General features: G+C 47.6%; 25 protein-coding genes and 1 pseudogene. 20 read left to right on the top strand and 6 right to left on the bottom strand.

The genetic code is table 11. From position 1 onward, the window contains the following. Nucleotides 1-160 precede the first annotated feature (160 nt). The 4 genes and pseudogenes from O9H32_RS26745 (at nucleotide 161) to O9H32_RS26730 (ending at nucleotide 3652) form a co-directional block, all read left to right on the top strand. Entirely contained in the window at nucleotides 161-610 is a 450-nt protein-coding gene (locus O9H32_RS26745; RefSeq protein ID WP_269869182.1) for a hypothetical protein, read from the top strand. A 315-nt stretch (nucleotides 611-925) separates the two neighbouring features. Next, a pseudogene (locus O9H32_RS26740) lies at nucleotides 926-1935 on the top strand (IS3 family transposase); the annotation flags it as partial. Between the two features lie 806 nt (nucleotides 1936-2741). Continuing rightward, a complete protein-coding gene (locus O9H32_RS26735) occupies nucleotides 2742-3152 on the top strand; it encodes a DUF6973 domain-containing protein (RefSeq protein ID WP_406627388.1) in 411 nt (136 codons plus the stop codon). A 77-nt stretch (nucleotides 3153-3229) separates the two neighbouring features. Continuing rightward, complete coding sequence (locus O9H32_RS26730) at nucleotides 3230-3652, top strand: hypothetical protein (RefSeq protein WP_269869180.1); 423 nt, start codon at nucleotides 3230-3232, stop codon at nucleotides 3650-3652. 629 nt (nucleotides 3653-4281) lie between these two features. Here the strand turns inward: O9H32_RS26730 and O9H32_RS26725 are convergent. Further along, the gene (locus O9H32_RS26725) at nucleotides 4282-4989 is read right to left on the bottom strand and encodes a hypothetical protein (protein WP_269869179.1); all 708 of its coding nucleotides are present in this window, start codon (nucleotides 4987-4989) and stop codon (nucleotides 4282-4284) included. 1037 nt (nucleotides 4990-6026) lie between these two features. Between O9H32_RS26725 and O9H32_RS26720 the strand changes: the two genes are divergently transcribed. Further along, entirely contained in the window at nucleotides 6027-6242 is a 216-nt protein-coding gene (locus tag O9H32_RS26720; RefSeq protein WP_269869178.1) for a hypothetical protein, read from the top strand. Between the two features lie 100 nt (nucleotides 6243-6342). On the opposite strand, the gene O9H32_RS26715 is transcribed toward O9H32_RS26720, so the two are convergent. Then, a complete protein-coding gene (locus O9H32_RS26715) occupies nucleotides 6343-7104 on the bottom strand; it encodes an IS5 family transposase (protein WP_269869177.1) in 762 nt (253 codons plus the stop codon). A gap of 150 nt (nucleotides 7105-7254) precedes the next feature. On the opposite strand from O9H32_RS26715, the gene O9H32_RS26710 reads away from it, so the two are divergent. After that, nucleotides 7255-8392 (top strand): IS630 family transposase gene (locus O9H32_RS26710; protein ID WP_269869176.1). Its coding sequence is split into 2 segments (ribosomal slippage): nucleotides 7255-7691 and nucleotides 7690-8392, totalling 1140 coding nucleotides; the frame shifts between segments, so codons are not numbered across the junction. A gap of 101 nt (nucleotides 8393-8493) precedes the next feature. Here O9H32_RS26710 and O9H32_RS26705 read toward each other — a convergent pair. After that, nucleotides 8494-9015 (bottom strand): DoxX family protein, encoded by a 522-nt coding sequence (locus O9H32_RS26705; protein ID WP_406627387.1) that lies wholly within the window; start codon nucleotides 9013-9015, stop codon nucleotides 8494-8496. A gap of 151 nt (nucleotides 9016-9166) precedes the next feature. Here O9H32_RS26705 and O9H32_RS26700 point away from each other — a divergent pair, with 151 nt between their 5' ends. Beyond that, on the top strand, nucleotides 9167-9634 hold the full coding sequence (locus O9H32_RS26700) for a phage tail protein (protein ID WP_269869175.1): 468 nt from the start codon (nucleotides 9167-9169) through the stop codon (nucleotides 9632-9634). Between the two features lie 48 nt (nucleotides 9635-9682). Here the strand turns inward: O9H32_RS26700 and O9H32_RS26695 are convergent, their stop codons facing one another. After that, entirely contained in the window at nucleotides 9683-10468 is a 786-nt protein-coding gene (locus O9H32_RS26695) for an SDR family NAD(P)-dependent oxidoreductase (protein ID WP_269869174.1), read from the bottom strand. Between the two features lie 109 nt (nucleotides 10469-10577). Beyond that, nucleotides 10578-11216: a TetR/AcrR family transcriptional regulator gene (locus O9H32_RS26690; RefSeq protein ID WP_269869173.1), complete on the bottom strand. Its 639-nt coding sequence runs from the start codon at nucleotides 11214-11216 to the stop codon at nucleotides 10578-10580. 351 nt (nucleotides 11217-11567) lie between these two features. Here O9H32_RS26690 and O9H32_RS26685 point away from each other — a divergent pair, with 351 nt between their 5' ends. Next, nucleotides 11568-11744 carry a hypothetical protein gene (locus O9H32_RS26685; RefSeq protein WP_269869172.1) on the top strand — a complete coding sequence of 59 codons (177 nt, stop codon included), beginning with the start codon at nucleotides 11568-11570 and terminating at the stop codon, nucleotides 11742-11744. Nucleotides 11745-11876: 132 nt separating this feature from the next. On the opposite strand, the gene O9H32_RS26680 is transcribed toward O9H32_RS26685, so the two are convergent. Next, complete coding sequence (locus O9H32_RS26680; RefSeq protein WP_269869171.1) at nucleotides 11877-12437, bottom strand: TetR/AcrR family transcriptional regulator C-terminal domain-containing protein; 561 nt, start codon at nucleotides 12435-12437, stop codon at nucleotides 11877-11879. 135 nt (nucleotides 12438-12572) lie between these two features. Here O9H32_RS26680 and O9H32_RS26675 point away from each other — a divergent pair, with 135 nt between their 5' ends. The 12 genes from O9H32_RS26675 (at nucleotide 12573) to O9H32_RS26620 (ending at nucleotide 22400) form a co-directional block, all read left to right on the top strand. Beyond that, entirely contained in the window at nucleotides 12573-13853 is a 1281-nt protein-coding gene (locus tag O9H32_RS26675; RefSeq protein WP_269869170.1) for an acyl-CoA dehydrogenase family protein, read from the top strand. Further along, complete coding sequence (locus tag O9H32_RS26670) at nucleotides 13828-14439, top strand: hypothetical protein (protein ID WP_269869169.1); 612 nt, start codon at nucleotides 13828-13830, stop codon at nucleotides 14437-14439. The genes O9H32_RS26675 and O9H32_RS26670 overlap by 26 nt, the downstream gene beginning before the upstream one ends. Nucleotides 14440-14469: 30 nt before the next feature. Beyond that, nucleotides 14470-14637, top strand: a complete 168-nt coding sequence (locus O9H32_RS26665) for a hypothetical protein (RefSeq protein ID WP_269869168.1) — start codon at nucleotides 14470-14472, stop codon at nucleotides 14635-14637. Nucleotides 14638-14798: 161 nt separating this feature from the next. Beyond that, a complete protein-coding gene (locus O9H32_RS26660) occupies nucleotides 14799-15185 on the top strand; it encodes a hypothetical protein (protein ID WP_269869167.1) in 387 nt (128 codons plus the stop codon). A gap of 47 nt (nucleotides 15186-15232) precedes the next feature. Then, entirely contained in the window at nucleotides 15233-16543 is a 1311-nt protein-coding gene (locus O9H32_RS26655; RefSeq protein ID WP_269869166.1) for a right-handed parallel beta-helix repeat-containing protein, read from the top strand. Next, a complete protein-coding gene (locus O9H32_RS26650) occupies nucleotides 16540-17100 on the top strand; it encodes a nitrous oxide reductase accessory protein NosL (RefSeq protein ID WP_269869165.1) in 561 nt (186 codons plus the stop codon). Before O9H32_RS26655 ends, O9H32_RS26650 begins: the two co-directional genes overlap by 4 nt. Beyond that, nucleotides 17097-17915, top strand: a complete 819-nt coding sequence (locus tag O9H32_RS26645) for an ABC transporter permease (RefSeq protein ID WP_269869164.1) — start codon at nucleotides 17097-17099, stop codon at nucleotides 17913-17915. Before O9H32_RS26650 ends, O9H32_RS26645 begins: the two co-directional genes overlap by 4 nt. Beyond that, nucleotides 17908-18633 carry an ABC transporter ATP-binding protein gene (locus tag O9H32_RS26640; protein ID WP_269869163.1) on the top strand — a complete coding sequence of 242 codons (726 nt, stop codon included), beginning with the start codon at nucleotides 17908-17910 and terminating at the stop codon, nucleotides 18631-18633. The genes O9H32_RS26645 and O9H32_RS26640 overlap by 8 nt, the downstream gene beginning before the upstream one ends. 37 nt (nucleotides 18634-18670) lie before the next feature. Beyond that, complete coding sequence (locus O9H32_RS26635) at nucleotides 18671-19189, top strand: redoxin domain-containing protein (protein ID WP_269869162.1); 519 nt, start codon at nucleotides 18671-18673, stop codon at nucleotides 19187-19189. Nucleotides 19190-19333: 144 nt separating this feature from the next. Next, complete coding sequence (locus O9H32_RS26630) at nucleotides 19334-20206, top strand: sensor histidine kinase (RefSeq protein ID WP_269869161.1); 873 nt, start codon at nucleotides 19334-19336, stop codon at nucleotides 20204-20206. Continuing rightward, nucleotides 20203-20853, top strand: a complete 651-nt coding sequence (locus O9H32_RS26625) for a response regulator (RefSeq protein ID WP_269869160.1) — start codon at nucleotides 20203-20205, stop codon at nucleotides 20851-20853. Before O9H32_RS26630 ends, O9H32_RS26625 begins: the two co-directional genes overlap by 4 nt. A gap of 77 nt (nucleotides 20854-20930) precedes the next feature. After that, complete coding sequence (locus O9H32_RS26620; RefSeq protein WP_269869159.1) at nucleotides 20931-22400, top strand: hypothetical protein; 1470 nt, start codon at nucleotides 20931-20933, stop codon at nucleotides 22398-22400. The last annotated feature ends 24 nt before the right edge of the window (nucleotides 22401-22424 follow it).

Genomic DNA, 22424 nt, shown 5'->3' with positions numbered 1-22424 from the left:
TCAGAGGCCTCTTAACGCTTTTACATAAATCCAAAGAAGCACAGTTTTTAAAAAACATAAAAGCTGGGCTTAGTTTCGTGCTGCCATTTTCGGGTCTGTGCTAAGAGTAATTTTCGGGGTAGTGGAAACCAAGTATCATACCTATGCCAAATCCGCTAACTTGGACGATATCAAAGCATCCCGAGCCCATCGGGCATTTGGCGGGTTCTCCATGGGGTCCGTTACGACTTGGTACACTTTTGTCCATTGCTTAGATTATATGAAGTATTATCTGCCGCTAAGCGGTGACAGCTGGGTATTAGGTCAAGGAGCAGGCGGCAGCAAACCAAAGGAAACAGCTGAATACCTTGCAAAGGCTGCTAGAGAATCCGGTTATACGCCACAGGATTACTACATTTTCAGTGCTACAGGTAACCACGACATCGCGTATCCGAACTTGAAGCCTCAGATCGATGCGATGAAACAAGTAAAGGATACCTTCCTTTATTCTTCCGATAGGAATAAAGGAAATTTCTACTTCATCGTAGCCGATGGCGGTACACATGCCTGGAATTGGGTGAACCAGTATATTTACGATATCCTGCCGGATTTATTTATAAACGAAGAGTAACGGGACCGCATTTGTTGACTCGCCTGCAGAGTGTCCCTCTCATGGTTCGTCTAGCAGATTGCGGGTAGTATACATCCAGCAGTTCCCGAACCTCCTCCGCCCCATCCATTCGTGTTCGCTGCTCACGTACGGCCACATGCCGCCATCCTGCCAAGGGTTCAACAAAGATGAATATGCTTTAGGTCCCCTTTCGTACATATTCCCTGTCAACACGTAAGGGCTTGGCGGCTTTTGGTATTATCCCCTTACGGTAGACAGTGAAAAAGGGGTTGATGTTATTATGAACTCAACACTGTTGACCGGAGGGGATTTTTCATGGCGAAAAAAGGGCAAATATTCACTCGTTATGATGAAGCTACAAAGAAAGAGACGGTAAGACTTCGTTTGGAAGAGCAATGGAGCTATCCTATGATCATGAAGAGGTTTGGTATTAAAAGTGACACTCAAATCATGAATTGGGTTCGTAAATTCCAAAATGGCCAAACACTCGAGGACTACCGTGGCAAATGGACAAAGAAGCACTTTAGCTCCGTTGAGGAAGAGAATGCCTACTTGAAAGCGCAGGTAGAATACTTAAAAAAGCTCAATCCAAATCTACACGGGGAGGGAAGTTGGATAAGCAAACCCGGTTCGAGTCCATTCGAGAAATGACAGCTGGTTTTCCTACAACCCTGCTATGCAAGATCGCAGAGGTTTCACGAGCAGGTTACTATAAGTGGCTTGCCACGTATGAATCGCGTAAAGCACGATTGGAAGAAGATAGTGTGCTTAAAGAGCATATCCTTGCTATTCACCGTACACGGCCTCATTACGGCTATTTCCGTATGCGTACGGCTTTGCGTAAAGAAGGCTTTATCGTAAACCACAAAAAGGTACGCCGGCTCATGCGAGACCTGGGGATCCAGTCGGTGATCCGGAAGAAACGGCCCTTTGCCGGCCGTAAGCCTTCTGTGCTGTTTCCTAATGTGTTGAACCGGGAGTTCTTGGCAAAGGCAGCCAAACTCAAATTAGTGACTGACATAACCTATGTCCGTGTAGGGCATGGATTTCTTTATCTTTCTGTGATTTTAGACCTGTACAACAACGAAATTATGGTTTGGAAACTGGGAGAGCGAAATGATCTGGAGTTCGTATTGGAGACGGTAAAGCAGGTGAATGCCCCTGAGGCTCTGTTGCACTCTGACCAAGGCTTTCAATACACTACCAAGACTTACGCGAAGCTACTCACAGACCAAAAGCTGAAGGGCAGCCATTCTAGACGAGGAAATTGTTTCGACAATGCTTGCATTGAGTCGTTTTTCTCACATCTTAAGACCGAAAAGCTTCCAGGGACCGTCAGAGCATTTTCTGGAATCATGGGTATAATGCAGCTGCGCGTAGGTATGCAGGAAAGTCGGAAGATGAAACTCATCGCTGGGCATGGGGCGTTCCTCGATGTGGGCAATGTTTTTATAGCCCATAATTATGTTCCGCTGGACGAATAAGCTGCTAATGTTTACCGTTACGGCCCATTGTATTTTATCCTTCTGCGTGGTAAGCGGAAAAATGTTGCCGGTGATCTTAACAAGGTTACAAAAACGTTCTAGCAAGCTCTTGTCTCGATGCCGCAGCAGGAGGGATATGTGATTCAACGATCCGAATCCCCAAACAATTCCCAATGCTTCCGCAAATTCCTTCGATTCAAAAAAGCGTCCATTAAAATAGTCGTTTTCTTCCATATATTGATGTACCTCCATATAAAAAAGTGGCCTCTGTATAAGAAACCAAAAGAGGATTTTTGAGGGCATGGAATTTCCCTATTATTATACCAATTTGGTATATGAAAACAAAATCACAATTGAATGGAACTTAGTATGAAGGGGGCGGTCGTATATAGAAGGGTAAGTAACAAGGGCAAGTAAGTACAAAGACAAGTACAAGGTCCAAAGACCAAACCCAAAAAACTTCCAGCCTATCATAAATACAAAATATATATTGAAAAATTATCCAGTAGATAGTAATAAACCCAAGCCTCGCCACTGAACAAGTTATTCAGCATTTTAATGGGGCTGATTCCCAAAAATCAATTTCTCCATCTTCTCTTTACACGGAATTTGAAAAGCTTACTGCCGCAGAGAAATACTGGGTTGTAATGGACCCACCAAGGGCATTACTTACTCGAAGCATGAAGGAAAGAGCATTTGAATTTACAGCAGCCAACTATGGAAGATATGATTCACTTGGCGATGAAGCAGATGCATTTCGGCATGCCATCTGGAATGCTTTGATGTGTAAATACATCTCTAAGGGATGGGCCGAACTATATGCGACGGCTCATGAGGATCACGACGAGGCATTCCTCTCAGAAATCAACAGAGATGGTTACTCGAATTATGAACACAAACGGATGGATCTCCATAATAATCAGAAGGGAAGAGATTGTTGGTTATGGTCGGATTCAGCATTCACCATTTCTGATTCGGTTCTGCAGAATAGAGTGATTGCAAAAATTCGTGACGGCCAAATGGTAATACTGCACACTTGGGCGGGGTTGCAAAAATAAGTATGGTTATGTGACAATGAAGTAGAAGGTATTTCCAAACCTTCAATTATGTTTAAAGAAGGGAGGATTACCATCCTGTGAGAAGGATATCTTTAATACTTCTTATCGTTACTTCGACGATTCTTATTAGCTGTGGGAAACCTAAGCCTATCCCTAAAGTGAACGCGACAACAGCCAATAAATTTGTGTTAACTCCACACCTGCTTGGTTCTCATTGGAACTCAGAGACGGTCTATGGCAATAATACGCTTCTTCAAGATAAGGAGCCTGATATCGTGCCGGCCAATTCCAAAATAACAATTACTTTCGATACCCCTCCAAAGGAAAACACCTTAGCTGTTATTTACTGGCCATCGTATACTGGAAAAGAATTTGAACGACTAAAGTTAGAAGATAACAGCTTCACCGCCCCCACGGAAAAAGGGACTTATATTTATTCTACGAGTGGGAGATGGGCAGAAGGCAACGTAGAATACGGCTTAAAAATACAAGTGGAATAAAGATGTAAACCGACCGCCAGGTGACCACAACCTTTGCGGTATTTTTATCTCCTATTGCAGGTCTATAACAGAAGACGGCACAGAAGGGAGCGTTGCGATTCCAAGGTCTTCACACGTTCCATGGCCTTCGCCCAAAAACACGGGGCTCGGCTCCTTCTTGTCCTTAGTAGGTGCTTTTTGACGATACCGCAGGATTCACTTCATGTTACGGCCTGTCAGTTTGCTCGCTCCCTTTGCAGGGTTACTTTGTCACAGGGCTTCAGCCTTAGGATCTCTTCACCAGCTGCCTGTCAGCTACGAGGCGACTTGGCTCTTACCTCGACCGGACTTGCACCGGCTCGCTGTGTCTAGCTTGGCTAGGCGCGCTATGTAAAAAAAAAGCCCAAAGGATGTCCTCCCTTGGACTTTTAAATGATTAATTTTTGACACCATAATGACTTTAGGTTAAAGCTTCCTTTTATTCCGGTTGAATAAATAGTTGATTAGGAACATTCCACCAAAACCTAAAGGGACAACTGTAACAAGATAATAACCGTTTTTTGGAACACCCAACATGTTGCTAAAATATGAAAGTACGAATAACCAAATAGCTATAGTTAAGATGTTTAGAAAGGTTCGCATTAAAATATTTATCCTATCCATCCATTATTGGGATAAGTGTCTACAGAATCAAGGTACTCAGCAATTTTTTCGCCAATGTCCATATATTCCATAGCAAAATTGACTGCGGTACCAACAAAGATTGCTAACTTAGGCAAGCCCCATCCCATTAATTTACTTGTTACTGTTTGGGTGAAAATTCTCGCTGCTTCATGCTTTCCTTTTTTCATTATATACGCTGATATAGCACCAGCACCACCGCCTGCAATAAAACCTAATGCAACATTAATAGCCGAACCTGCAAAGTTTACACCTATAGCAATTCCTAGTAGTCTTTCCTCACCTTCCCCAAGCTTTGGTTTTTCGGATGAACTAAAAAAATTAATCAATTGTTCTCTATACAATTCTGGATTATCTCCACCGTGTTTCTTTACTTCTTTTTCGACTAGACTATAAAACAACTTTTTTTGTTCTTTGCTCATCTTATCTACAGATGGTATCAGATCAGAAACTTTGCTTGCAGTATTTTCTGAAGAAGCGAAAACTGAAGATCCTAAAGCGCCCTCTGGATTCACAACGCCATTTGGTGTTACCGGAACAGGTGTTACATATGGTGGAACATTAATTATCGGTGAAACTGGTTGATTTGGCGCAGCCATAGCAGACATTGGAGCAAATACAGACGCTAGAACAGATAGAGACAGGATAGAGGAGAGAAGTGCTTTTTTCATTTCCAAAAATATCAACTCCCAATAAATTATTTTGGATTTGGTTATCCCGTAATAAAAATAGCATTATATGGAATTTAAAGCGAGATACTATATTACTATTTTTAACATTTTTGTAGGTATTTACAACTATACTAATAATTACCTGTTTCTACATTTTCGGGCAGTGTTTAGATAATCGCGTTTTCTTAGCGGTACCCCGATGACGGGACATTCGAGAACTTATCTTATACATGCTATTGCTTACTGCTTTAAGCTGCTACTTGAATTGCATCAATGAATAAATTTGTAACACACAATTTCCCGTGCTGCGAGCAACGTTTCGCTGCGTAAACAATAAAGCTCAATATAATATTTGGCGGAAAGCAGTGAATGTATCCTAAATTTGAAGACGTCGAAAAAGCAGCGTTTATTTCTGGGCCGCGGACGTCAGAGTTCAGAAAGCAGAACCCGGCCAGATCTTACTCTGGGGGGAAAGCGGTAGTTAAACGCGGTAGTAAGTGATATTGAAAAATTCAGCGAGATGATCGACTCCATCGAAGCAGAGGCTGAGATTGTATCTTCATGTCGTAAGAAACAGAAGCGTCTAAAGCTCCACAAGGATGTTTTTATCCATACCCTTGAGTTCAAAACCTGAAAACTTTCTATTATGTTAAAAAAGCCCAAAGGATGCCCTCCCTTGGACTCTTAAATGATTAATTTTTGACACCATAATGACTTTAGGTTAAAGCTTCCTTTTATTCCGGTTGAATAAATAGTTGATTAGGAACATTCCACCAAAACCTAAAGGGACAACAGTAACAAGATAATAACCGTTTTTTGGAACACCCAACATGTTGCTAAAATATGAAAGTACGAATAACCAAATAGCTATAGTTAAGATGTTTAGAAAGGTTCGCATAAAATATTTATCCTTTCCATCCATTATTGGGATAAGTGTCTATAGAATCAAGGTACTCAGCAATTTTTTCGCCAATGTCCATATATTCTATAGCAAAATTGACTGCGGTACCAACAAAGATTGCTAACTTAGGAAGCCCCATCCCATGAATTTACTTGTTACTGTTTGGGTGAAAATTCTCGCTGCTTCATGCTTTCCTTTTTTCATTATATACGATGATATAGCACCAGCACCACCACCTGCAATTAAACCTAATGCAACATTAATAGCCGAACCTGCAAAGTTTACACCTATAGCAAATCCTAGGGGAAAGATACTTGCAGAAATTGAAGAGTACCGGGAAAGCTTCAACGTCCGTTAGCAGTTGGCACTTGGTGACAGCTTTGCTGGTATTACCCCTTATCAAATGGTTGGACCATTGCCTCAGAAATTAGCGCAGGCACTAGGGCGTGTATGCAAACCTAAGCAAGCCACACCATAATCGAAGCTAGGGTTAAAAATGCCTTAAACGTACAGGCCAATTTATCATAACGTGTGGCTAATCGGCGATATTTCTTCACTTTATTGAAAAAGCATTCGATCAAATGCCTTTCTTTGTAGATCTCCTTATCCCAATTCCGTGGGTTCCTGCGGTTCTTCTTGCTTGGAATCACTGAAGTGGCGGATTGCTCCTTTAGAAGGTGGAGAATCCGGTTGGTGTCATAGGCGCGGTCAGCCAGGACCTGCTTTTTCTTTAAATCCATCTGCTTTAGCATCTCATATCCGGTTACCGAGTCATGGCATTGGCCTCCGGTCAGCACAAAATGCAACGGGTTACCCAAAGCGTCAACGACCGCGTGGATCTTGGTGGTCAATCCGCCCTCGAGACCACCCAATAGCTTGCTTAAGGGTCCCCCTTTTGCGCCAGCTCCATGCTGATGGACCCGGACAATTGTCGCGTCAATCATGACACTTTCATAATCAGGTTCAATCGTAACATGCTCTAAGATCCGATCCCAAATGCCGGCGATTTTCCAGCGGCGGAACCGGCTGTAGACGGTGGACCAGGAGCCGTAGTATTCCGGTAAATCCCGCCAGGGCGCACCTGTTCGCGCTATCCACAGCATGGCGTTCAGCATCTGGCGATGGTCGTTCGGGGGTCTCCCTCCTTGTGGTTTTCTTTCGGCTGGCAACAGGTCCTTAATATTATCCCATTGGTCGTCACGTATTTCATATCGTCTCATCACATCTATTACTTACCCATTTTATTGGGTCATAGTTTGCATACAGGCCCTAAAGGAGAGAATATAAGGTAGGGGGGACTTCTGTATGGGGGGGAGGAGCATGGCAAGCTCGTCAGGGACTACGTTCAAAAGGGTGTACATAAGTTTTCTATGAAACGATCCTTCATTGTAAGTCTAACTCCAGAACAGCAGAAGGAACTTCAGCGAATTTGCTCGAAAGGAAAAGCGGCGGCTCGTTCGATTCGTCGTGCTCAAATCCTGCTTTGGGCTGATGAGAATCGTCAAGATGGCAAGCTGAAGGATACTGAGATCGCCGAGCGGCTACAGATTCATACCAACACCGTCTATCTCATCCGTAAAACCTTCGCCAGGCAAGGATTGAATGCAGCCATTGAAAGAAAAAAACGACTAACCCCTCCAAATCCCCCCAAAGTGACTGGAGAGCTGGAAGCAAAGATTATTGCACTTAGCTGCAGCGAGCCTCCTGAGGGAAGAAGCCGGTGGTCGTTGCGGCTTTTAGCAGATAAAGCGGTCGAACTGCAGTACATCGACAGCATTTCATATGATACGGTGGACCGTATTTTAAAAAAACGAAATCAAACCTCATCTTCGTAAATGCTGGTGCATTCCGCCTGAGCAAAATGCGGCTTTTGTAGCGGCGATGGAGGACGTGCTGGATGTATATCTGCAGCCCTTTGATCCGAACTGTCCGGTCATCTGCATGGATGAAAAACCATATCAGCTTCTGGACGAATCACGGGAGCCGATTCCCATGAAAGCCGCCAAGCCCTTACGTGTTGACAGTGAATATGTACGAAAGGGGACCTGCAGCATATTCATCTTTGTTGAACCCTTGGCAGGATGGCGGCATGTGGCCGTACGTGAGCAGCGAACACGAATGGATGGGGCGGAGGAGATTCGGGAACTGCTGGATGTATACTACCCGCAAGTTCCAAAGGTTAGGCTAGTGATGGATAATCTGAATACGCATTCTATCGCTTCGCTCTACCAGGCATTTGATCCGGAAACGGCTCGTCGTTTAGCCAAACGGCTGGAGATTCACTACACGCCGAAACATCGAAGCTGGCTCAACATCGCGGAGATTGAACTCAGCGTCATGACCCGTCAATGTTTGGGTCGCCGCATTCCGGCAATTTCAGAGCTGTCATGTGAGTTGGCGGCTTGGGAGCAGAATCGGAACGAGAGTCAAAAAGGTGTAGATTGGCAGTTTACAACCGAGGACGCCCGAGTGAAGTTAAAAAGACTTTATCCACAATTTAAAGACTGATGCTGTCCTAGATAAGACCCCGCGCCGTAATGGCCGGGTCTTATTGCGTGGGTTATTACTCCCATACCTTCTCAAGCGAACCGCACATTGCAGCCCAGCCCTTAAAGTTTGCGGCTCTTCGGACGCAGCGCCCACGAGACGAGTGCCAGGGTTGCAAAGCCAAGGGTAGTAAGAATATGGTACGCATAAGCCCCGTAATCCCCCACGAATGCATGGGATGCAGCAGCGCCTGTCATTTCAAAGAAAATGCCGGCGTATGCCCATTCCTTCATTCGCGGAAGACCAGGAACGAGGATGGCTATCGCCCCCAGCACTTTCCAAACCCCGATTACGGTCAGAAAGTACACAGGGTACCCTAATATTTCCACCGTCTCGAGTGTACCCCATTGATTGGTGAGATCCCCGTTCCCCGCGAGAGGGGCCATTCTTTCGCGGCTGTTTCCGCACCGACCAACTTGCTCATATGCTTCCTCCTCACCACCGAATTGGAACCCATTTGGTGTCGCATTTGAGTATAGGATACCATTTGGTGTCGTGTCAATCGGATTTTTTTCATCATCACATGAAATGGGTTGATTAGCCAAGGAAAGAAGAGTGGATGTTTCTTGTTGACGAGACACCATATAGTGTCATAAGATAAAGGCACCCTTTGGTGTAAATTCATTTTTATGCGAGGGAGTGCAGTCTCCAGGCATTCGACGATATTGAAGGAAGCCGGCCTCGTGATCTTAAGGAAGAACAGGATTGAAGCAAGATCTAAAAGGAGAGATGAACATGTCCTATATCGTTGATTTTAAACATGTGTCTACGGTTGGTTTAGAATCTTCCCCTGTAGTAGATGCGCTTGCTGGTTTACGTGCGAATGAGGCCCGTTACTTTATGAACAAATACAAGCATGAATTTACGGTGGTACCCGCCAGCGAAAGCCAGGAGACTCTTGACTATGTGAACCGGGTATTGAAAGAAGAACGCGATATTTCGTTTGCGGCCAAACCTTTAGAAACATCGCGTTTTCAAGTGGAGAATATCAACTGGGCCTTCGTCTTTTATGAGGACGGTCTAGCGGTCAATGTCCTGTATACGGTTGATGACCCTAAGAAGCGGGCAGTTGGTTTTAAGCTTTCGGAGGGGATGGAGGTACCGAAAGAGTTAGAAGAGAAGAAATTCAAATTTGCTAGACAGAAGTCTAAACTAGCTGGAACCATTCGTGGCTCGTTTTTCGTAATTAAGCGAGAATATTAAAAGAAGCGGTTAAGAAAGCATAAAGGTTCGGTGAAAGCCGCACTTCGTTTAACTTCGAGGCCGGAGAGTCCGTTCAACAATGCCCAAGGTGAAATGCCTTGAGAATAATCTGGAGACTTGGGCTACGAGGTAATTTTGTCGGCCGGTTATCACATGACTGCGGCCTTTCTCGAGTGCCCTTAGAGCCTTTTGTACCACGGTGTCCGGCGTCAGTCTGTTCCCGACGGATGCTTCCTTGGCCCCGACCACATCGAAGAACGAGGTTTCCGTGGCACCCGGACAAAGGGCGAGTACACGGAGCCCCCGGCTGCGGTTTTCAGCCCAGAGCGCTTCGCTGAAGGAGAGAACGAACGCCTTGGTTGCGCCATAAACAGCCATGTAGGGATCGGGCTGGAAGGCAGCGGTGGAAGACACGTTGATCAAACCGCCATCCCGGCTGCGCAGCAGATCCGGCATGAAGGCGTGGGTGATATCGACTAACGCGGCCACGTTGAGCATCACTTCTTCATGCTGCCGTTCTCCGGGGATCTGCTCAAAGTAGCCATAGGTGGCAAAGCCTGCATTGTTAATTAGGAGATCCACCTTCAGCTGATGCTTTTGCACCTCACTGAATAAAGCTTGAGCCGTACCGGGGACGGATAGATCCAGTGCAATGACCGTCGTCTTCACCTGATGTACAGCGGACAGCTCGGCAGCCAAGGCTTTCAGCTTCGCTTCATTTCTTGCGACCAGAATGAGATTGCATGCAAGAGCGGCCAGCGAACGAGCAAAGGCTTCTCCGATACCGGACGAGGCGCCTGTTATGAGAGCCGTTTTATTGGAGTAAGTAAACATAAGTGGTTCAACCTCCATGGTAACTTCATTTTATTTTGGTAACAGTGTTTCTAATGGGCCGTAAGAAGCTGAAGTCAGCCGTTACGGGACTTCAGGTTAAACGCTTGGATCAGGACGAGCGGGAGGTTCTCTTTAAGGCAGACAGAGTTTGGTTCAGCGTAAAGGCATAAATTTCCCGAGCCATGCCCGCGTCTGCAAAATGACCCGCAAACTGCAGATGTATCACCCCATGCAGAGCGGACCACAGCATCTGAACGATCAGCAGGTGATCATTAGCCTCGAGTTCACCTCGCTCTAATCCGCGGGTTACCATCTGCAGAATTCTGGAAAGGGCTGTCGCCGTTCCCTCCAGACTTTGTTCATCCGGCTTGAAATCCGTTAATGCGCCGCCAAACATCATCTTGTAGTAACCGGAATGCTGCTGTGCGAATTGCCAGTATGCCCACCCAATAGCCTGAAGGTCATCTAGCAGCACTTCGGTATCCGGTACCTGCTGAAAGGTGTCGGCCAGCAGCCTGCAGCCCTCCATGTACATTTCATTGGCCAGAGCGTCCTTGCTGCCAAAGAGGCTGTAAATGATCTTGGTTGAGCAGTTTAATTTCTGGGCGACTCGCCTTACCGTCACAGCCTCGGGACCTTCATCAAGCAAGAGAACGCATGCGGCGTCAATGACATTTCTGCGAAGCAGGTGCTGCTGTTGCAGCTTAACTTCCGGCAGCGTTTTAAAAGTTGGGGGTTGGGCAGTCATCCGGATGCACTTCCTTGAGAGAACTTTAATGTGAAGACAGGGAACAGGAAACGTTGTTTCCTATTGAAATCATTGTATTCCGAATGGGAGGGATGTGTCAATAAGAAAAGCACCTCTAGCGGCTGCAGACACCATCAGGCGACTCTGGTGTAGTCTCTTTTGAGTTGTTGGGCCAGAAGTTCATGGCAAATCAGCCCATTAGCATCTGCAGGACATGATCGCAGGGAGAGCTTCCGCTTCAGCAAGGCTAAGAACATTGGAAATGTTTGAGAGTTTAATATAGAATAAAACCGAAGGGGTGTAGACTAAAATTTTACAAATAAGTTAAAAGGTAAAGGAGAGGACCTTACTGTGATCAAAAGAAAATTCAGGAAATCAATTGCATCCCTCGCCATTTTATCAACATTCTCTCTTGCCAATCTTAATGGGAGTGCATATGTTGGTGAACTCGCAGAAACACTTCAAGAAAAAGGAGAAGAAATCACCCAGGGAAAGGCGATCAGCAAAGAGGACATGGAGAAAAAATAAATCGGCAACAAGAAACCCGTGCCTTTGGTTCGGGTTTTCTTGTATTGCAGACAAACGGTAGCGGGGCGTCGGAGGATATTGTGTCCATGTCCACCCGCGGCACTTCCATCTGCTAGATGACTCGGTTATTGGTTATTCTGCGAATGTTCCTTCCGAAAAGATATTCATTTTTGTATATATTTCTTCAAGATCGATAGGCATTTTACTCTCAATCCACCAAGTTAGCACACCAAGCACGGCTCCGATGTGAGCCTCTATTTTTATTTGCATGTCGATTGGAATCTCTTCCATCGAATTATGCTCAGTCAAGTATTTCTTCATGCCCCGGCCCATCTCTCTTCGCAGCAGATTTCTCAAAGAATCCCTCTCCTCCGCGGCTAAAAGATAGGAAAACAATTTCTTGCGTTTCATGGCTAACGAAAATAATTCCCTAAAATTATCGGATGGAGAAAAGGAGACATCGACAATGTCTTTAAATTCTTCATCAGCAATTTGCCCCAAAGCACGAGAAAGCAATTCGAATTTATCCTGAAAATGGGTGTAAAACGTAGTCCGATGGACCATCGCCAGATCACAGATCTGCTTCACCGTTATATTCTCAAACGCGTGGGTTTCCATTAATTCGAGCAGAGCATTGTATAAAAGCTTATGGGTTCTTTTGACTCGAAGGTCTTCGGTTGTTTTATTGCCCATGACAGATTCCTCTCTCTGTATCGTTTTTCGACAGATTTGCGATTTTATCGGTTGTTGAAACCAATTATACATTATATCATTTACCCTACAAACACATTTTAAATATACACATGTAGAATGAAGGGGTGAATTGTAATGGCCAACTTAAGTACAGAATGTGCGCTCACTGCTCTAGAACAGCAATTGCTGAACCATGCCGCCGAGTTAGTTCCCTATCTGCAGAAGTTCGGTACGGTGATCGATGAAGAACGACGTATTCCTGATGAAGTGATTCAAGCGATTTCGGATGCGGGGCTGTTTAAGCTTGGCACACCGAAAGAGTACGGGGGGCATGATGTGAGTATCCGTGCCATGGTGGAGATCATTTCTGAGGTAGCCAAGGGGAATGGTTCTGTTGGCTGGGTCGTTCAAATCATCAACGGAAATAACTATAACGCTGCACTCTCCTTACCTTCCGGCGTATTAGATTCGATCTATAACCAGGCAGAGGAGATCCGCTTTTGTTCTGTATTGCTGGCAAGTAAAGCGGTCGTGAAGAAAGTGGACGGAGGGTATTGGATCGAGGAAGGCTTCTGGGGGTTCGGTTCAGGTTCAAAGCATGCAACCCATGCTTTGTTAAACTTGCAAGACAGAAAGTCCATGCAGGAAGGCAAGGCTATGGGGATGATGCTGGCCGTCATTCCGATGAGTGAAATCACGATTGTTGACGATTGGTATACGATGAGTTTAAGGGGATCTGCAAGTAATAGTCTGGAAATCAAGAATAGGTTTGTACCCGACCCATATGTCATTACCCAAGAAATGCATCAGGGAGGCGCGCTGCCTGCCCAGCCCAAGGGACGTGACCGATACAGACCTTACGCACAGCTTATTATCAGCATCACCACGGGAATAAGCGCGATTCTCGGGCTCGCCAGAGGGGCTGTCGAGTATTTTGTTGAAAAAGCACCCCACAAGGGAATTGCAATGACGGTCCATACTTCTCAAGCGGCAGTCGGCCATATTCAGTATAAAGTAGGGCTTGCGGCTATGAAGGTCGAATCCGCTCATCTTCATATCAATCGAACCATAGACAATCTGGAGCGACACGTGGATAACACAGAACAGTTTAGTCTCAAGGAAATGGCACAGCTGCAGACCGATATGACCTATGCAGCCATGTTGTGCTGGGAAGCCGTAGATCTGCTAATGGCAGAGAGCGGAGGGAGTGTCATTGCCGATTCCAATCGCTTGTCTCAAATATTCCGGGACATTCGAGGCGGTTCCAATCATGCATTGACTACAGCATCGACTGGACTGGAGCTATATGGAAGAGTACTGATGGGGCTGCCTCCACAGCATGTCATGACATTAGGTGCCGCATCTTTACTGGGACAAAGAGGAGGGACACATGACGCTCTCACCCTCTCTCCGTAAGCTAGTACTCACGATCCACGTGATTACTGCCATGGGATGGCTCGGCTCTGCAGCCGCTTATATCCCCATAGGGGTCTATGTCCTAAACAATCAAGATGCCGATAGGATACGATCCGCTATCCAAATCATGTCCTTGATTGCGAATTTTATTGTTGTTCCCATGGCTTTTGCATCGCTGCTCACCGGGACTGCGTTATCACTTGGCACGAAGTGGGGGTTGTTCCGTCATTATTGGATCGTTTTTAAGCTGTTGTTTACCGTTGCAGCCGTATTTATGTTGGTCGCATACATTCAAGAACTGAGCCATGCGGCATCCATAGCATCCAAAAGTACGCTGTCGAGCACCGACATCAGTATTTTGAAGGATTCGATTCACATCGTACACCCAAGTGGAGGGTTGCTGGTCGTGCTTGTGGCAACCGTCTTGTCAGTGTACAAACCCAAAGGTATGACTAGGTATGGATGGCGTAAACAGCTGGAAGTCAAAAGCAGCACCGAGCCTTATACCACACCACGCTGGATAAAAATAGTTGGATCCGCAGTCGTCGTTATGCTCCTGTTAATCGTTGCTGCGGCACTCAAGTAGGGATTTCATTAGATAAGCGATGTCGACGGAGTGGAGACGCAGCGGCTGCGCCTCGAAGGCATCCGGGAAGCCGTTGTGACAGCAATCGGCGGGGAGGCGGAACAGGAGGTGTTCTGCGCCTATGTGACAGCCTACCGGCCTTCAGTTCCCGCGGGGCTGAAGGCCGCGATGGCCGCCGTGCTTTCTGTGTATTATTGAATACGGAGACGGACTTGTTTGGGAAACTTCCAGACAGGTCTTTTTCGTATGGGGTAGAATTTCACAAAATGTTTGGTACCCATAGCCCTATAGAGTCATATGAAAACCGGTATAAAGGGATAAAATAAGAAGTGGATTGTAAGGAAAGGAGAAGGGAGGATGTGGATACGAAAATGAAAGGGCTAAACACCGGCTGTATCCTGATGCTGCTGCTATTGTTGCTTGGGTGCGCGTCAAATCCGCAAGGAACCAATCCTGCGGCTGTAAAGGTCAATCTAACGACCGATCCACCCACCGTGCAGACTTCCAAGCCGATCAAGCTTAAAGCTGAAATTACCGGCATGGACATTGCTGAGGACCTTCAGGTGCAATTGGATATCCGAAAGCCGAGCAAAAATGCTTTACCGGACTTGTTAGAGGCCAAGCTGGAGGACGGTCAATTCGTAACTGAAAAAACATTCGAGCAGACAGGTACTTACACGATTTACATTCACGTGTACCAGGGAGAGCTTCATATTACGAAAAAGAAGGAGCTCACCGTTTCATGAGGCTTGTTACTATCCCATGCCGACCCACAATAGCAGGACTGCTTTTTATGATGATGTCCTTCTCCGGCATCACAGCAAAGCCAGTCACTGCAGAAGCGGATCCGCTAGAGCTTCGGTCCCTTCAGCAGTTGATCGATATCACGCCACCGGGAGGCACGTTGAAGCTGGATGCTGGTAATTATGCTGGCCCGGCGAAGGTGAACAAACAGCTCAGCATCATAGGCGAAGAAAATGCCGTTATTGTGAATGAGTCCTCACTGCCGGCGATCACGATTACGGTACAGGACGTTCGGCTGAAGAACCTGCGGATTGATCACGAAGGCAAGGAGGATCGTGCGGCAGTGCTGATTGCAGCAAACCGTGCGGCAGTCCAAGGGATCGACATCAAGACGGAGTCGTACGGTATCGTTATTCGGGACAGCGAAGGACATACCATTGAGAACTCCCATATTGCTCATAAGCAGCCAGGTGCAGCAGACAATCCCGTCTCCGATCGAAAAAACGGCATTGATTTGTTCAACTCGCATAACAGCCGGATTGCCGGAAATGTGATCGATAACATGCATGATGGAATCTATCTGGAAAGCAGTCACCGTAACGTGATCGAAGGGAATCGGATTGAGCATTCCAGATACGGCGTTCACTGCATGTACACGGACGGCACGGTGATCAGCCGCAATGAAGGGGCATTTAATGTGACGGGCGCGATGGTCATGGGTGTGAACGACGCCATCGTGAAGGACAATACGTTTGTGAAGCAGAGCGAAAGTGTCAACTCTCAAGGTTTTCTATTCTTTGATGTTCACACCTCGATAGTTTATAACAACACCGCTCAAGGGAACCGGGTCGGACTGTACGTCGAGCAGTCGGACCGTAATGAGTTCACGAACAACGATGTGCTTGGCAACTTTACTGGAGTTCAGTTCTTGGAATCTCAAGGGAACCGGTTCACGGACAACCGGTTCATAGGCAATGTCATCGAGGCGGAAGCCAGCGACAGTGAGAATAATTCCTTTCGCGGGAACTACTGGGAAGCGTTCCGGGGCATCGACGTCAGTGGCGACGCCATCAGTGATACCGCTTATCGGGTGAACCCGTTTTTCCAGCGCCTCACTTCCGCCGTACCGGCTTTCCAATTGTACTTCCAGTCGCCCGGGATGCTGTTTCTGGAGAGCCTACACATGGATGGGATCGAGACATGGACGAAGGATGAGGCTCCACGAATGAGACATGATTTCCGCAATGCCCAAAGTCAGCTGCCTCTGGCAGATCACTCCACATCCGGGATGCTAGCACTGGGTCTCGCACTGCTGGCCGCGTCCCTATTTACCATTTATTATTTGGGGGTTAGACGATGATGAAACATACGTTCCTGCTTATCGCCTTGTCCGTTCTGGTTGCCATTGTGTCCGGGTGCGGACAGCAAAAGTATACCGCACAGGCGGTCAATGAAGCGACCGATAAATGCGAAATCTGTAACATGCAGGTGAAGGATGATGCGTTTGCGGTTCAATTAACTACCGCCGAAGGGAAAACATATAAGTTTGACGATATCGGCTGCATGAACGAGTGGAAGGTCAAAAACGCCTCCACCGCCGTAGGCGCTCAATTCGTGAGAGATTACAATACGAAGGAATGGATTAAATACGAGGATGCGAGTTATGCCTTTGATGTTTCTTTCAAGTCTCCAATGGCCTATGGCATTTATTCATTCAAGGACAAGGCGGAAGCACAGAAGTTTATCGATGGTCAGAAGAAGGGAAAACTGATGACTTCTGTGGATTTGGCCGGACATACATGGGAGCGCGGGAAAGGCATGATGGATATGGGGGGCAGCCATAGCCATCATGAAGATGCGCATTCCGAATCCGGCGGCACTATGAGCGGCGGGATGCAAGGAAAACATGCTCAATGAATGTAATACATATTGCGCTGAGAGAGATTAAGATCGGGTTCCGTAACCCCTGGGCCTATTCGTTCATGGCTCTATACACCCTATTCAGCTTGTCGCTGCTGCTCATTAATGCCCAAAGTTTCATGCAGGGCTATTCGAGCTCCACCGCATCCATGCTGAGTCTCATCCTATACTTGCTTCCACTGATGACACTGCTGCTCGGTTCTTTCTCGCTTACGTCGGAGAAGGAGGAAGGAAGCTGGCAGCTGCTGTCTACTTACCCGCTATCGACCGCTTCGTTTTTATGGGGCAAATATGTGGGACTCACGGCCGTACTGATCACCATCGTAGCATTCGGATATGGAATATCCGGTGTTGTCGGAGCCTTGATCGGCCATGGACTTCCACCAGATACATTCGGCTTATTCCTCGCCTTCTCCATCGGTCTGATTCTGCTTTTCCTCGCAATCGCGCTGGGAATCGGCACTCTCGCACGTAATCGATGGCAGGCCCTGACGATCGGGGTGTCCGTCTGGTTCTTTGCCATCATCGGTTGGCCGACCCTGCTGATCGCGATCCTCGGCTTCCTTCCGTACTTATGGATCAAGCCGGCACTGGTTGCCCTGACGATCCTGAATCCAGCGGAAATCGTACGTCTGTTCGTTGTCATTAAACTCGGTGGCGGGTCTGTTCTTGGGCCTGAATATTATACGTGGGTGGAATGGATTCAGAAAACATCAGGGAGCTTGATTTTTGTTGGGATATGCACCGTTTGGATGCTGCTCTCCATTGGTTTAGCGAACCTCCTATGGGAAAGGGGACGCTCTCATGGCTAAAGAACTGCTGAAGCTGAGCGGAGTGCGTAAGGAAATCGGGAGTCAGCTCATTATCGACTCCGTAGATCTCTCGCTGCCGAAGGGGCAGGTGCTTGCCTTATGCGGGGGCAACGGAGCGGGGAAAAGCACGCTGATCCGGATGATTACAGGAATTCTCCAGCCTACGCGAGGCACGATTGAATTGAATGGCATCCAGTGGAAGAGAAACCGCTCAACCTATGCCGAGCAGATCGGCTATATGCCGGACGATTATATATTCGGCCAAGGCTTATCCGCTCTAGAAACACTTAGCTTCTGGGCATCACTTCGCAAAGTACCGATGAAACGGGTGGAGGAACTGCTGGAGCTGGTGGGCTTAAGCGAAGTGAAACGCAAGCCGGTCACCTCGTTCTCCAAAGGAATGCGGCAGAGGTTATTATTCGCACAAGCGCTGCTCGCGAGGCCTCCTCTGCTCGTCATGGATGAACCCACCAATGGACTGGATCCGTATTGGATAGATTCCTTCGTCACACTGGTGAAGCTGGTCAAGGGGGAGGGCCATACCATTCTCTTCTCTACTCACCAGCTGCCTGTGGCCGAATTAGCCGCCGATGAGGCGGTCTTCCTGAAGGAAGGGCGCATTGTACGACAGGAAACGGTAACCTCCTTGCTTCAAGAAGGATCACGCGACACCACTGGCCTGCAGGGTGCGTTCGCCGGATTATACGGGGGCGGGTAAGAGGATCCTATGAAATATCATCGGGGAGGGAGCCGTAATGAAAAAGTGGAGAAATGGGATGGGCATTCCGCTGGTCCTCGTGATTGCTTTGGCGCTGATTCATACACTGTTTCAGGATCGCTCCAATCACGCCAGTCCATTTCAGGCCGGGAAGGCTGCACCCGATTTCTCCGCCGTGCTAACCGACGGAAGTGAAGTCAAGCTGTCCGATTACCGGGGCAAGGGGGTCCTGCTTAACTTCTGGGGGACGTGGTGCGAACCTTGTGTTCATGAATTGCCAAGGTTGAACGAGGCTTATCGTGCGGTGCCGGGCGTGGAGCTCCTCGCCGTGAATGCAGGAGAGTCCAAGGGCAGCATGGAGGAATTCGCTGTCTCGCACGGCCTTACGTTTCCCATGGTGCAGGATCCCAGCGGAGAGACGGCGGACCAGTACGGCGTGACCGGTTTACCGGCAACCTTCCTGATTGATGCCCATGGGCGGTTCGTGAAGCGAGTGGATGGCGAACTGGCCAGTACGGAGGACGTGCTTCGCTTAATGGAGCAAATTCAGCCCTAAATCAGGGCAGGCCCTTCCCTTATCGTATGCAGGGAAGGGCTTTTCAATGCCCTGGGCATGAAATGACCCTTCCGAGTCATAGTCATCCCGGGTTCCATATGATTAGATGGAGAGGGGCCTGCCGAGAGCGAAAGTATACATGCAGTGAATGAATGGAGTGGAAATCCAATACTATACCGGCACTTAAAAAGTCTAATACTGATTATTCCGACGCTGACGATTGGATTATGGGAATACGTGCGGCATTCGTTCTTGCTGCCTTACATTTCTATGGATCTGGGGAATTGGCTTGCACCCCTGTTTGTATTCTTGGTGACGATGACCTTACTGCGAAAGCTGTTTTCTATGATGGAATCGCTGCAGGAGGAGCTTCAGAAGGAAAAGACGTCCAAAGCGGCATTGGAGGAGCGGGAGAGGATTGCACAGGAGCTGCATGACGGGATCGCGCAGTCCCTGTTTTTATTATCTGTGCGAATTGATCGTATGGAGAAGAGCGGTCCAAGGGAGCTGCAGGCGTCCATGGCTGACAGCTACCAAAGTTTAAGGAAAACCGTACATGAGATCAACGATTATGTACGGCAAGCGATTGGCAGCCTGCGCTACCCGAGCACGGAAGCTTCCAAACCATGGATGGAGTCGATTCATCATCTTGTCGATGATTGTATTCGTGATACCCGGATCTTCGTTCATCTCGATTGGAACTTATCGGACAATCGTTTATCGATACAGGAGAAGGTAGGGCTGTATTCAACCATTCGTGAAGCCATCATTAACGTATGTAAGCATGCCGAAGCCAGGAACATATGGATACAGGGCGGCGATCTAGAGCGCGGAGGCTGGGTTTGTGAAATAAAGGATGATGGCATTGGCCTGCCGGATGCATATCAAGAAAAGGCAGCCTCTGGATTTGGCATTCGGATCAGCAAAGAACGCGCCAAGAAGCTCGACTGGAAGTTTGACGTACGAAGGGAATGGGAGACGACCGTCGTTCGTATTCAAAAGGAGGCGAAGCCATGACACAGCCGATCCGCATTTTATTAGCCGATGATCATGCCCATGCCCGGGAAGCGATGAGGGAGATTATTGAATCGGATGCTTCCTTTGAGATCGTGGGCGAGGCGGTTAACGGACGTGAGGCCGTACTGCTCGCTGAACAATGTATGCCGGATCTGATTCTTATGGATATCCGCATGCCGGAGCTGGACGGATTGGAGGCGACCAAACAAGTCAAGGGACGATTTCCTTACGTCAAGATCGTCATGGTAACGGTATCGGGTGATGTTACCGATCTATTCGAAGCCATTAAACGGGGGGCACAAGGTTATTTGCTCAAGAACCTGAATCCGGATTCCTGGCATGAATATTTGCGTGCGGTTGCTATTGACGAGGCTCCGATGTCCCGGGAAATTGCCTTCAGGCTGCTGAAGGAGTTCACTTCCATGAAGACGGTCCTTCCAGAGAAAAACCCGCTTACTTTGCGTGAGAAGGAAATCCTCGAATGCGTGGCCCGGGGAAGAGCCAATAAGCAAATTTCAGAGGAGTTATCCATCTCCGAGCATACGGTCAAGAATCATTTGAAAAATATTCTTCAAAAGCTTCACCTTGACAATCGTGTTCAGCTTATGCGCTACGCGTATGAGAAAGGCTGGGTGTACATAGAATAGCGCTGCGCTGCGGGACCCGATGATTACAAGCGCCGGCGCTGCCTTCAGGTCTGATGTCTTACTAAGGGGGGAGCATCTTGCTTCGCAGTTTTTTACTTGATTATTTGAAGACACTAGTGCTGACTTGCGGTCTAATGGTCATCTTAAGTGCTGGGCTGATTCCATATACTGCAGACGCAGCTTCGATGATGCAAGGCTCCGGCTTGCCAACAGCCAATGAAGGGGCTCATGTACATGAACACGGTGAGGTGGACTGGAAGAAAAGCGCCAGTCATGCGCTGACCCTCTTCGATTCCTTAGCAGTGATTCTCGTTTGTGGTTTTTTGAGCTATAAATACTGGATAGGGCAGCAGGATCGACTGCAGATCCCGTTCGGATATTCTTTACAGGTTGAACGCCGTCTCCTGATGGTCGTATTCGGAGCTAGTGTATGCGCAGGGGGAGTCGCAATCGGACTCCTTACTGCTCAGCAAAGTACAGCAGGAATTCAGACCCAACATTGGGTTGATCGAATACTGCAGACCGGATGGGCAGGCATTACCGCCTTGGTGAAGCCTGTTATTGCTGCTTTCCTATTGTTGCTCACCTTTGATCCGGCTGGGGAACATAGCAGATTCGGCAAATGGCTCAAAACGCTGCTTGTTCTCATGTGGGCATTATTCCTGCCTATGAGTAACCATACCGCTGGAACACTAGAGTCAATGGGATTCGTCATTGCTGCGAAATTCATTTATCTCATCTGCTCGGGCGTATGGTTTGGAGGCGTACTAGGCCTTTACATCGCTACGTTCGTACGTAGTCCCTCACTCGAAACCCTTTGGAATTGGTATGGACTCTTCAAACGTTATACTCAATGGGTACTGCCTGCCGTCCTACTTTTGGCTGCTGCAGCCGTTGGGGAAGCCATTCGAAATCCGAGTAACGAACGGGTCGTCGGCGGACAGCAGATGCTGCTGAACATTACAATCCTGCTCGCTGTGATTGGTTTCGGAATCTTTACTAGGTATGCTTGCTCTCTCTCGATGTGCCGGATGCTGAATGAAACCCCGTGCGAACAGGATAAGACTGGATCTAGATTCATTAGCGGTCTGCGTATCGATCTTGTTCTCGCGGCGATAGCTATTGGGGCAGCGGGTACGTCGTTGGCCTCGCCATCTACTGAATTTAACGATACATCCTCCTCTACTCCGGTTTATTGGCATGTGATGGGAGAGCGCGCTCATATGTCACTGAGGGTCAATACGATCCATGGGAGCATGCAAACGATCAAACTTGATGCATGGCTGCCAACCGGGCTGGGTGCACCAGTGGAGCCGAAGGTTGTATATTCCCGTGAACCGGATGGCGGCTTGGGAACGCAAGCCATATCACTTGATTATATATCCGGAGGGCCTGATCCGTATGGTTTCGAGGGTTTTGATAAATTCACCTTCGCTGCTCCAGCAGGGAGACATTTTTCAGATCCCGGCTCTTGGCGCGTTCAGGTTATGTTCTCGGACTCTAGTGGATACAACCATCAGTACGAGAAAGTGGTCCATATTCCGTAGCTTTGTTAAACCCTACAAGAGATC

Source organism: Paenibacillus caseinilyticus, from assembly GCF_027533645.1.
In the GTDB taxonomy this organism is placed as follows: domain Bacteria; phylum Bacillota; class Bacilli; order Paenibacillales; family NBRC-103111; genus Paenibacillus_G; species Paenibacillus_G caseinilyticus.
The sequence above is the reverse complement of the archived record's forward strand: the minus strand, read 5'-3'. Positions and strand labels throughout refer to the sequence as shown.